Consider the following 12,350-nt stretch of genomic DNA (forward strand, 5'->3'; position numbering starts at 1 on the left):
ATAAATAAGGAATATTCTAATGCCAAATGAAATTTTTATTACAATTGAAGACGCTGAAGGTAATAACTTAACTGAAGGTGCTTCTTCTAAAGAAAGTATCGGTTCTTATTATAAAGAAGAGCATGTTGATAAAATATTTGCTCAGGCTTTTGCCCAAAAAAGCATATTGCCAATCGATAGACGTAATGGCCAGGTTACTGGTGTAAGACGTCATGAATATCTAGAATTTACAAAATTAATTGATAAAAGCAGTCCAATTTTAGCCCAGCTTTTATCTCAACCTACCGACCTTAACATTCATGTTGAATTTTACCGTTCTCCAGATGAAACCAGTGGTGGTGAACCTGTACGCTATTTTCAATTAAAGATGGCTGAAGCTAAATTGATCAGTATCGAAACTGTCTCTCCAAATGCAATGGATCCTGCAAACGATCACTACATGGCAACGGAAACTCTACAATTCAGTTTTAACGCAGTTGCCTGGAAACATGATGTTTGTGGTACAGAATGTGTTGATTCATCTGCAAATGGTGAAAATGTTGAATTAGTTGCATTTGACGACTAAATCAAAAAATAAACGCACTTAAATTATTAAGTGCGTTTTTCTCTACCCTTGGTGATTAAATAGTATGGATTTACGTGTTTCGAGTTTAATAATTATTTTGCTCGCTTTATCTGGTTGTGCAACACAGCTAACTGAATGGAAGGGTACGATTGAAGATGTTCCTCCAATTACGATTGATGATTCCAATAAATCTGAAAATGATTGGATTTGGAAAGACTCAAAAAATAAATGGATTTATAGAGATGGTGAACAAGCGTTACCAGAGTTTGCTAACTGGGGATTTGAAAATCAGTCGTTTGTATTTAGATTCGAATCACCTCAACATTTGAACTTACATTTGGGTAAACCTCATAGTTTGTATTTAAAGGTTTATCAGTTAACCGATCTTAAGTTTTTTAAAGATATTATTAAAACACCTGCTGGTAATCGAGAATTGTTATCGTCAGGAAAAATTGATCCAAGTATTGTAGCTATTAATGAATTAACAATTTCACCAAACGATGTTGAAACTCTGGTTGTTGATAGGTTTAAAGAAACTCGATTCATTGCAATTGTGACTGGCTATTTCACTATGAAGTCCGGTGAAAATATCAGAATATTTGAAGTTCCTGCAGTAAAAAATAGATTCGCAACTGAAAACTTTACTTTTAGTGACCTAAATCCTTTTGCTGAACCAGCAGTAACAGAAGCTGCAAGGATAAAAGCTTGGGTAGATCTTGGTGTAACAAAAATATCTCGTTTAAGAATGATAGCTCAGTAGAGCAAATAAAAAATACCAAAAATTAAATTACATTGTATAGGGTAATCAGGTGAATTTTAATAAACCGCTTCTTTGGCATCAAGGCTTGTTCCTACAGCCTCAGCACTTTCAGTATAACTCGCTTCATATGCAGCAAAGTATCGTGCAATATATGGCACAATTTAGCTCATATCCTTGGGGAGTGTCTTCGTTACAACTTGATGATGCCGCATTAAATCGAGGTCAGTTTTCAATCAAAGGTGCTGAAATTATCTTTGAAGACGGAACATTCACTAACATACCTGAAAATGCCCATATTATTTCTAGAAACTTTGATAGCGTTTGGATAGATAGAACTAAACCATTGGAAGTGTATTTAGGCTTAGCTAAATTAGCCGATGATCAAAGTAATGTTACGGTTGTCACAAATTATGACAGTAATCCCAATATAACCACTCGCTTTGTCTCCTTAGTCGAAGGTGAAGAATTCCATGATTTACATCAGGGTAAAGTCTCTAGTCATCTAAAAACCATGAAATATGCGGTTACTGTATTGTTTAATGAAGAAGTTTCTTCATCGAATAATTTCGTTACGATTCCAATTGCTGTAATAGAACAGCATGAAGATGAAGCGCACTTTAGCAGTTCGTTTATTCCTCCAAGTATTTCAATGCGTGGTTCATCTATTTTAATGTCTACTGTAAAAGACATTAGAGATGAATTAGTCGGTCGTTCTAAACAATTAGAAAACTATAAAAGTAACCCAACGTCACGAGCTGCAGAATTTAATCCTGTTGCAGAACGTTACAGAGCAGCATTACGTGTAATAGCTAGGTACGCGCCTATGTTAAATCACCATCTTGAAAATAGTGTGGTACATCCATTAGAAATTTATGGATTAATCAGATCGCTAGTTGGTGAATTGAGTACATTTTCAGACAAGGTAAACTTACTCGGTGAAACTTTTGAGACCGGAGTCGATTTACCAAAGTACCAGCATAAAAATTTAGGTAACAGTTTTTCATTAGCAAAAAATATAGCCATAACCTTGCTTGATGAACTAACAGTAAGTCCAGAGTTATTAGTTAAATTTACCAAAGATGAAGCTGGTAGGTTTAGTTGCCAATTACCAAACGATTTCTTCGCTAAACAACACAGTATGTACATAGTGCTTGAAACAGCCACTCCATTTAGTGAATTTATCACTTCATTTAACCGATTCGCTAAGTTGGGTTCAAATAGCCAAGTTGATATTTATGTAGAAAGAGCCATTCCAGGAATACCATTTGAACACCTCAGCGAACAACCGACTGGTCTAGAACGTCGTTCAAAAGTGACCTATTTTACCATTAGTAGAAACAGTGAAAAATGGAAATTAGTTGAAGAGGAAGGAAAACTTTCACTTCAGTGGGACGATGCGCCTGAAGATTTAAATGTTGAAACTGTTTTAGTCAGAGGGTAGGGAGTTACTATGCGTTTAATTGATTGTTTTGCACCTAGTTTTGCCTACACTTTGGACATGATTGCCGATAGTGAAAAAGGTGAAACAATCGAGTTTGCAACGGTTCAAAGTCATATTATAAGCCAGATTGATAGTCTTAAAGCAAGAGCATTTGATGGTGGGTATTCTGAAAAACAATACCAAATTGCGTTATATGCGGCGATTGCACTGATAGATGAAAAACTTGTGAGTGCAAATTGGCATGGTCGCAAGGAATGGGTTAAATCCTTATTACAAAAACGTTATTTTGATACGTCTAATGCGGGGATTGAATTTTTTAATAAGTTAGATCAATTAAATCCATTTAACCCAGCCGAAAGGGATATAAGAGAAGTTTATTTTTATTGTATGTCTATCGGTTTCTCAGGCAAGTTTTACGGTGAAGGCGCTCAATCCGCTTTGGATATTATAAAACATGATAATTATCAGTTACTAAATGACGACGAAGCGATATCCAGTGAATCATTATTTCCGAGTGCTTTTGCCCGTAAAACCGTAGCTGGGAAGGTTAAGGTAGCAAAGAATTTTTCTAGCCTTTTATATGGCGGTCCTATTTTAGTTTTAGTCATTTGTTTTTTTATGTTCAAGAAGCAAATACTTGATTTAGCAAGTTTTTTAGTTATTTCTGTGTAACAGAAATTCAATAATAATTAATAAAAAAAGAAAATATTGTGAAAAAATTCCTTAAATTTCTACTAATTTTATTTGTTTGGTTGTTAATTGCTGTTGCAGTTATTGGCGGAACAGTAATGGCTGGCTTTGAACTAGATCTAGGTATTAAGATCTTTGTATTCTTATTTGTAGGTTGGTTAGCTTTTCTATTAATAAGAAAAATAGTCATTAACTATCGGTCAAAAAAGAAAGTCGAGAACTTAGTAAATGTAGAGCAAGCAGAGAAATCATCTTGGAACTTTGGCTTTTCAATGGGGATATCGCCACTTAAAAATAATTTTACTAGTATGATAAAAATGCTAAAGAAAAGTTATTTAAAGGTTCATGGCGATCCTATGTATGTGTTGCCTTGGTATTTGATGATAGGGAATTCTAGTAGCGGTAAAACACAAGCGTTGGAGTCTGCTAATCTTCCTTCTCCGACTATAGATAAAGACTCTGTTACTGATCTGGATTGTGGCATTAACTGGGTTTTATATAACCAAGGTATTGTTATTGATACTCCTGGAGATTATTTAGCAAGTCAGGACTCAAACAATAGAAACACAGATTGGTTACAACTGTTAGGATTATTAAAGAAACATAGGGCAAAAGAGCCGATTAATGGTGTTATTGTTTCATTATCGATTACCGACTTAATTTCAGGCAATAGCCAAAAATTAATCGAGGTGGGAATTCAATCTCGTAAAAACATAGAACAACTTATGCAACAGTTACATGTACAAGTCCCTGTATATGTAATGATCACTAATTTAGATGCATTGCCAGGTATAAATGAGTGGAGCATTGACCTAGACGAACAACTGCTAAAAGATCCATTAGGTGAAGTTAACAATGATAGCTTGCCAGTTTCTGAGTTTATTAAAACCGCAGTAGGTAATATTTCGGAAAGGTTAAAACAATTATTACTAGCTTCAATTAAAAATGAAAAAGTCAGTTCTAATTTATTGATGTTACCGACAAATTTTGAACAACTTGAGCGTCATCTATCTACATTCACAGAAACGTTATTTCAAACCAATCCATACCAAAAAACACCTTTCTTCAGAGGTATCTATTTTGTTGGTCAAGCCAAAGCGGGGGTTCAACAAAATAACCATTCAGGTATTTTTTCAAATCGTTTCTTCACTGAGATTATTCCAAGTGAACGAAACATGGTTAGTTCGTTAGCGTCAACAGAAAAAATTGCTCAAAAACAACGTTTAGGTAAAACATTCGCTTGGAATGCAGTGTTTGCTGTGATGATAGGCTTGTTGTATGTGGGTTATGACAATGATGTTGAAACATTAGATCAGTTGATAAATGAAAACGCAGGTAGTTTTGAAAATTCAAATAATTTACCTAGGAATATAAGCAGTTTGTACCAATACAGAGATATGGTTAATGTGTTGCAGAACCATTCTTGGATCCCATGGTTTGGAATTTCTGGCAAGCCTGAATTTATCACTAAATTAGAAGGTATGTTCTCTGAACGTGTTCAAGCGCGGTTAGTTGAGCAAACTGATTTAGTTTTTAGCAGAGAATTAGCAAATAGCTTTACACGTGATGCGGATATATCAGAAGAGAAAATTGTTTCATTTATTAGCACACTCGTCCGTCGTATTAATATTATTGACGCTTACATGGATGGTCAGGGGCAAGATTATTTAGAAACTATGCCTTCTCCATATAGTTATAGTGATGCAAGCTTTTTTGGTATAAATGAAGATGCAACCGTAGATCGATTAAACACTCTTTACCTTCAATCATTAGCGTGGATCACCGATAAAAACTTGTTAAAACAAGAAGTGGTTTTGTTAAATGAACAATTACATGACATTTTAATTAAAAGTAAAAACTTAAGTAATTGGATGATCCCGTGGGCGAATGAAGTCGCTAAAAGCAATGAAGTTAGAATATCTGACTTCTGGACCAATACCACAGGGAAAATGAAAAACGATGTCATTATCAACGGTGCTTATACAATTGAAGGAAAAGCCGTTATTGATGACTTTATCGGTCAAATCAAAGCAACTGGTCGTTACGATGAGATCCTTGACAATATCTTACCTGGATTTGAAGAAGAGTATAAAAAGCGCTATTTGGGTGAGTGGGAAAAATTTGCGCTTAACTTTTCACGAGGTAGTGAGAAGTTAAGCAATAGAGATGAATGGCTGAACGTTATCAATAATTTATCGACTGGCCGAAACATATATTTTAATGCTTTAAATACAGTCGAAAAGCAAATTCAACCATACAAAGATGACGCAGAATTACCAGATTGGGTCACTATGGTTATGTTCTATCAGGATATGAGAGCGTTCGCACCAGAAGAAAAAACAGATGGTGCTCAAAACAAAATGCTTACCAAAATGGCACTTAAAATTGTTGGTAAAGCAGGACCGCTAGGTAAAGCATTAGCTAAGTCCGGTAAGAAAGGCTTAAAAACCCAGAAGAAAATGGCAAAAGGTGCTTCTGGCCCATCACCTGATGAACGTCAAATGCAATTGGAAGCTGCAGGTCAACTACTTGGTGAATATCGTCAATCTTTAGCTGACTTTGTTTACAGTGCTGAAATGCGTTCTGTCTCCCACGCTGCTGTGGCAACATTATATCAATACCCAGATAATCCAGCTGAAGGTGAAAGTCCATTAGCTATGTCTTATGCTAGCTTAAAACAACTTCAAGCTATTGTAGGCAAAGAAAGTAATACTAATAAAGCGTTCTGGAATTTATATTCTGGCGCTATTGATTTGATGCAACAATATATGATTTCTGAGTCTTCATGTGAGATACAGAATATTTGGAATGATGAGTTTTTAACAAACTTAGAGGGTGTCCCTACTTATAAAGTACCTAATATGGCATTTGGTCCCGATGGTATTTTATGGACGATGTTATCCGACCAATTAGCACCGTTTGTTACTGAGCGCTTTGGTGCAGGTTATGTTGCAACTAAAGTAGATAAAACAACGTATCCTATTAATAGTGACTTCTTAACATTTGCTGCAAGAGCAAAAGACGGTAAACAGTCGAAGCAAGAAGAGTACTTAGTACGCTTAGATGCGATACCAACTAGTACAAACTTGGATAGCAAGTTCTCCGTATCTGAAACTAGATTAGAGTTGCAATGTGCTGCTGGTCCTATGATGTTAATAAACAAAAACTTCTTCAACAGTGAAGTGTTTAAATGGACAGATGCATGTAGCACGGTCAATTTAACCATAAACGTTGGACGCTTTGTCTTAGAGAAAAAATTTGAAGGGGCATTAGGTTTCCCTAATTTCCTAAAAGCTTTTAAAACAGGACAAAAACGTTATACAGCCAATGATTTCCCTGAATATGCTCAAAGCTTAAGAGAATCGGGAATTAGTTTTATTGATGTTAAATATCGTATGTCTGGTCAAGAAGAGTTATTACGTTCATTAAATAGTAAAAAACTATCGATTCCTCGTAAGATATCGAGTTGCTGGGAAGGTAATGTTGCAACATTATCTGCTGCAAAAAACTAATGAACGATTTATTTAATCAACCTAAATGGGACAAACTCAGTTTTAGTTATCAAACCGTTGATGACAATGCTGAAATTGAGTTGCCATTTAAAATGTTGATATTGGGTGACTTTACACTATCTAATCAAGATGGTGACACTCATTTATTAAAACCTTCGAGAGTCTCATTTGATACTTTTAATCAGTTCTTTGCTTCGCAAAGCTTGACCATTCAGTTAGAAATGGCCGTTGCCGATATTGATGAAAACATCAGTTATATTGATGTAGATGTTAATTTAAAATCAATGGCTGATTTCGAAGCATTTGAGCTGGTTAATTCCGTGCCTTACTTGAAGGCACATAAGGATTTAATGGTTGATCTTCAGGTTATTCTGAATAAAAACAATCTGGATGGGATTTACTTTAGCGAAGCCCAAAAACAGTTGTTAAAACAGTGTAATGTTCAGCCTGACAGCATCACTATTGCTGAGTTACCGTTTATATTATGCGATGTAAATGAACATCTGTATGAAATGTTAGATATTGTTCTTCACCATTCTAAATTTCAAAAACTTGAATCCATTTGGCGTAATTTAAAGCAACTATTAAATAGCGCTAAAGAGATTAAAAATACCCATTTTGAAATCCTAGATATTAGCCAACAACATTTGGATGAAGATTTTTATGCCAATAGAGACATCCGTGAGAGTATCTTATTTGATATCGTTTATTTCCAAGAATACGCTCAATACGGCGGCCATCCCTACACGGCTATTATTGCAGATTATGAATTTGCTAATGGGGCACAAGATTTAGCACTATTAAAGAATATTGCTAATGTTTGTCATGCCGCACATGTGCCATTTATAGCAGGTCTTTCTGCTAAGTTCATGGGTTGTGAAACCTTTGACCAACTTGCGTCTTTGAGTGATTTGTCTGAGTTATATAGCTCATCTAAATATATAAAATGGCGCAATTTTCAACAAGATGTAACTTCTTCTTACATTGGTTTAGTGTTACCTAGTATAAATTTACGGAAAGGGTATAACTATCCTGCTGGGGTATTGGGTGGAATGCCTTATCGAGAGAATGTGAGAGGCAGTAATAATGTTTTGTTAGGCAACGCATCTTTTGCTTATGCACAATGTTTGGTAAACAGTTTTGCTAAATACAACGTTTGCACTGACTTATGTGGTCCAGTAGGTGGCGCAGTTTCGGTCGAATACGTATCAGATTCAACAAATAGAATTCCAGATTTTCCAATCGAATGTGTATTTTCAGAAACAAAATTAAATCAATTAAGTAATTTAGGGCTGTTACCTTTAGCCGTAAATAAACGTCAAAACGAAATATTTTTTAATACTGCAGGATCTCTGCGTTGGGGTTCATTGTCGATACCAACGACCAGAACAACAGCTGAAAAATTAAATGGGCAAGTTGAAGCTCAATTACCGTATTTATTTATAATTTCACGTATTGCACATTATTTGAAGGTTGTGCAAAGAGAACAAATAGGCTCGTTAGATAGTATTAGTGAATTACAAACCGAGTTAAATCGTTGGTTAAGGCGTTTTACTTCCGATGTGGAGAACCCTGCAGCTAGCGTTCGCTCAAGAAAACCTCTAAAAAAAGCAGAAATTGTAATTACAGGTAAAGGGGTAGATGAGATACCGCAAATGAGCCTTAGTGTTGTGCCGCATATGAAGTATTTAGGCAACGACTTTGTATTAACATTAAATTTTTCCACTGATTAATTTTAAGAGGATATAGACATGACCATGCTTGGTTTTTTATCCATAACTGGAACAGAACAAGGTGTTATTCAAGGTGGATCGACTCATGATGATAATCTAGATGATATCGAAATATTAAAACTTGACCATCAAGTTGAAATACCATCTGGATCAAAAACACAATTGAGTGCAGGGCAACCGATCCATGGCGGTATAAAAATAAATAAAATTATTGATAAGAGTACACCAAAACTAGCTCAAGCCCTTTGTACTCGCGAAGTTTTATCTGAAGTTAGTATTGCTTATTACCAACATACACAAAGTGGAACTAGAGAATTAGCGTACAAAATTGTATTAAAAAATGCCTTGATTACTAAAATTACAAGTTGGACTCCACACTTTTTTGAAACACAGGAAGAGCAATACAGATTGATGGAAGATGTGGTGTTAAGTTACGAAAAAATATTGTGGAGTTGGGGTAGTGAAGGTGATGTTGAATATGAAGTCAGTTCAAAGGGGACTGAGTAAACATCATGCAAAATTTAAGGTTAATGGACAGACTGAGTGAATTAGATTTAGCGGAAGAACAAATTCGGCAATCGTTGAGTTTACGCGTTCGAAAATCTGTTCAAAAACACCTAAGTGGTTTATTAAACACCAAACAGGGTAGTGTTTTAATTGATAACGATTATGGAGTACCTGATTTTTCGATTGGACCTGGTAATGGTCAAGCGCCAAATGGGGAATTAATAGCTCAAGTCGTATTAGCATTAATAAATAGTTATGAACCAAGGTTGATTAAACCAAAAGTAAAATTAACACTAAGCAACTCTGATAATTTATCAATGGCGTTTGTTATATCAGGCTTAGTTGAAACTAATAATGAACATCAAAATTTAACGTTTTCCGGCACGCTGTTAACAAACGGCAGCTTTTTATTCGATCCGATTGAGTAGGTTATATTGTGCTAACTGATTATTACAAACAAGAACTCAGAGTTCTAAAAGATATTGCTGCCGACTTTGCCCGTGACAATCCGTCACTTAGTAAGTCATTATCCGGCGCGACAGCAGATCCGGATGCGAGCAGAATTCTAGAAGGGGTGGCCTTTTTAACAGCTAACATTCGCCAAGAGCTAGATAGTCAATTCCCAAAGCTATTGCATAGTTTGGCACAATTAGTATGCCCTCAATATATACGACCTATGCCAAGTGCGACAATTATTGCATTTGAACCAAAACCAAGTATTGCCAAAGAATTAAAGATTAAAGCCGGTACATATATTGATTCTAAAGAGACAGCTGAGGGCAGTTGTCGTTTTAAAACCACTGAATCTATTGATTTGTTACCATTAAAATTAACGTCAGTTTCTCAATTAGATCAAAATGGTAACTCCGGTGTTGTTATCAATCTTGGTTTCACTTTAATCAATCAAACATTAGATCAGTTACCATTTAATAAAATCCGTTTATTTTTAGGTGGTGAGTATAGCGATGCTAGCGACCTATATTCTTTATTATTTAACCAACTTCAACAAATTAAAGTTGTTGCCAATGGTGAAAGTTACTTAAATAAAACTGATATAAGCCCAACGGGTTTTGATAAGTCACAAAGTTTATTCCCGCAACCCAAAGGGATGATGCCTGCATTTGATTTAATTCAACAATATTTCTTATTTCCACAGAAGTTTCTGTTTATCGATTTGGATCTAACCAATTGGGTTAGCCGTGGAGCGGGTGACAAATTCGAAATTCAATTTATATGTGATAAGCCTAATTTTAGGATGCCTAAGATAACTAGAGAACACTTTGTATTACATGCTTCTCCCGCGGTGAATTTATTCGACTTAGAATCTCAATCTATCTTGATTAATGCACAACATAGTGAATATCAGCTACTTCCTAATAAAGGCAGTGATGGTGGTGAAATTCAAATATACTCAGTTGATCACGTAGAAAGTCATGCTCGAGGAATGCAAGAATCTAGACAATATATTCTATTTGGTGGTTTCACTAAGCCGGACGGTAATACCTCAGTTTATGAATTAAATTACCAACAAAGCTCAACGGCTTATGCGCCGGATACCTTTATAAAATTGGCATTTGGACAAGAACAACAGATCAGTAAGAATGAAATTCTCAAAGCTCAACTTACCTGTAGTAATGGCCAAGCGGCTGAAAAATTAAGTCCAGGTGATATATGTGTTGCCACAGGTAATACGCCAGAATTAACTACGTTTAGGAATGTCACTACTCCAACAAAAGCGAGAAAAATACCACTAGATGGCGATATGCTTTGGCAATTGATTTCACACTTATCGTTGAATTACTTGTCTATTACAGACAGTGACACACTTAAAGCGATTTTACGCCAATATATCGCCCCAGATGACAGACATAAAAGTGATAAGTTAGTTAACGAGAAAAAAATTGAATCTATTGATAAGTTGGAAGTTGTCGCAGGGGAAAGCCTATTTGCGAATAATTTTATCCATGGTCAAAATATAAAAATAATAATTAAATCAGAAAACTTTGAATGTATTGGTGATAAATATTTATTTGGCAGCGTGTTAGATAGGTTTCTATCTGGCACCACAACAATCAATGTTTATACTGAATTAACATTCGAAGACTATTTTAGTGGGGAGCGTCAGTTATGGCCAGCCAAGATCGGCAACAGACCGCTTCAATAGAACAAGATATTCTTAGAGATGGATCAGCTTATACATTTAATAAACTGATCACACTATTGCATAGTATTGTAATAGATAAAGGCCAAGACCCATCAATGATGATCCGTATTCGTCCGGAATTATCAATGTCTTTAAATCGTTCTCAAATTGTTTCGGTAACAAAAACAGAAGACGGTGTGTTTGATGTTATAACTAATTTTATGGGCTTATATGGCGCATCTTCACCGTTACCTAACTTTTATACCGATGAACTGATTGAGTTAGAACAAGAAGATCAAACTAGCGCTAGAACATTTTTAGATGTTATTCACCAACGTTTGTATCAACTATATGGCGAAGCACAAAACAAATACAACATCATTACCTCTGTTGTTGAGCAACAACAAAGCATATTTAGCCAGTTACTACATACCTTTACAGGGAGTAGGGACAGTCAATTACAGCAAGCACACCCGGATGCGAACCAGTTAATATCATATCTTGGCTTATTAAGTAGTAGTCAGCGCTCAGCTGAAGGCTTGCAGGTCTTATTAGAAGGTTTCCTGAATAACATTTCCGTTATTGTTGAACAATGTGTTGAACGCAGTGTGAGCATACCAACAAAACATCAAAGTAGTTTAGGTAACAATGCTTGTTTGTTAGGTGAAAACGCCTTGCTTGGAAATAAATTAACAGACAGAAAATCTAAAATTATTATTCATTTAGGACCGCTTTCCCAAGATCAATTTGATAAGTTGGTCAACGATAAAACACAGTGGAATATGATGTTGCAATTGATCAAAACTTATTTAAATACACCTTTAGAAGTCGATATTAAAATTGCATTAATCGCAAGGGCAGCTCAAGGAGTTGCTTTGGGCGATACAAAGTGGTGTCAATTAGGTTACGACACTTGGTTATTGGATAATAAACCATTAGACATTGCCAATCCTGATTCTGACATTCTTTATAGTACATTACGTTTACAGTAGGTAAATT

The 12,350-nt window shown here is 35.4% G+C and carries 10 protein-coding genes; all 10 read left to right on the plus strand.

Features of this window, described 5'->3' with window-relative positions:
- Positions 1-19: 19 nt before the first annotated feature.
- The 10 genes from tssD (RT723_RS01315) (at position 20) to tssG (ending at position 12,343) form a co-directional block, all read left to right on the plus strand.
- Positions 20-565 carry a type VI secretion system tube protein TssD gene (tssD, locus tag RT723_RS01315; RefSeq protein ID WP_216055688.1) on the plus strand — a complete coding sequence of 182 codons (546 nt, stop codon included), beginning with the start codon at positions 20-22 and terminating at the stop codon, positions 563-565.
- A 64-nt stretch (positions 566-629) separates the two neighbouring features.
- The gene (locus RT723_RS01320) at positions 630-1,325 is read left to right on the plus strand and encodes a type VI secretion lipoprotein TssJ (RefSeq protein WP_315945575.1); all 696 of its coding nucleotides are present in this window, start codon (positions 630-632) and stop codon (positions 1,323-1,325) included.
- A gap of 49 nt (positions 1,326-1,374) precedes the next feature.
- A complete protein-coding gene (gene tssK / locus RT723_RS01325; protein WP_315945576.1) occupies positions 1,375-2,766 on the plus strand; it encodes a type VI secretion system baseplate subunit TssK in 1,392 nt (463 codons plus the stop codon).
- Positions 2,767-2,775: 9 nt separating this feature from the next.
- Positions 2,776-3,438: a DotU family type IV/VI secretion system protein gene (locus tag RT723_RS01330; RefSeq protein WP_216055691.1), complete on the plus strand. Its 663-nt coding sequence runs from the start codon at positions 2,776-2,778 to the stop codon at positions 3,436-3,438.
- Positions 3,439-3,476: 38 nt separating this feature from the next.
- Positions 3,477-6,968, plus strand: a complete 3,492-nt coding sequence (locus RT723_RS01335) for a type VI secretion protein IcmF/TssM N-terminal domain-containing protein (protein WP_315945577.1) — start codon at positions 3,477-3,479, stop codon at positions 6,966-6,968.
- Positions 6,968-8,701 carry a type VI secretion system contractile sheath large subunit gene (tssC, locus tag RT723_RS01340; RefSeq protein ID WP_315945578.1) on the plus strand — a complete coding sequence of 578 codons (1,734 nt, stop codon included), beginning with the start codon at positions 6,968-6,970 and terminating at the stop codon, positions 8,699-8,701. The genes RT723_RS01335 and tssC overlap by 1 nt, the downstream gene beginning before the upstream one ends.
- Before the next feature lie 18 nt (positions 8,702-8,719).
- Positions 8,720-9,208 (plus strand): type VI secretion system tube protein TssD, encoded by a 489-nt coding sequence (gene tssD / locus RT723_RS01345; RefSeq protein WP_315945579.1) that lies wholly within the window; start codon positions 8,720-8,722, stop codon positions 9,206-9,208.
- Between the two features lie 5 nt (positions 9,209-9,213).
- Positions 9,214-9,636 (plus strand): type VI secretion system baseplate subunit TssE, encoded by a 423-nt coding sequence (gene tssE, locus RT723_RS01350; protein ID WP_216055695.1) that lies wholly within the window; start codon positions 9,214-9,216, stop codon positions 9,634-9,636.
- An 8-nt stretch (positions 9,637-9,644) separates the two neighbouring features.
- Positions 9,645-11,372, plus strand: coding sequence for a type VI secretion system baseplate subunit TssF (tssF, locus tag RT723_RS01355; RefSeq protein WP_216055696.1), 1,728 nt, complete (start codon positions 9,645-9,647; stop codon positions 11,370-11,372).
- Entirely contained in the window at positions 11,336-12,343 is a 1,008-nt protein-coding gene (gene tssG / locus RT723_RS01360) for a type VI secretion system baseplate subunit TssG (RefSeq protein ID WP_315945580.1), read from the plus strand. Before tssF ends, tssG begins: the two co-directional genes overlap by 37 nt.
- The last annotated feature ends 7 nt before the right edge of the window (positions 12,344-12,350 follow it).

It is taken from the genome of Psychrosphaera aquimarina (assembly GCF_032461525.1).
Lineage (GTDB): Bacteria > Pseudomonadota > Gammaproteobacteria > Enterobacterales > Alteromonadaceae > Psychrosphaera > Psychrosphaera aquimarina.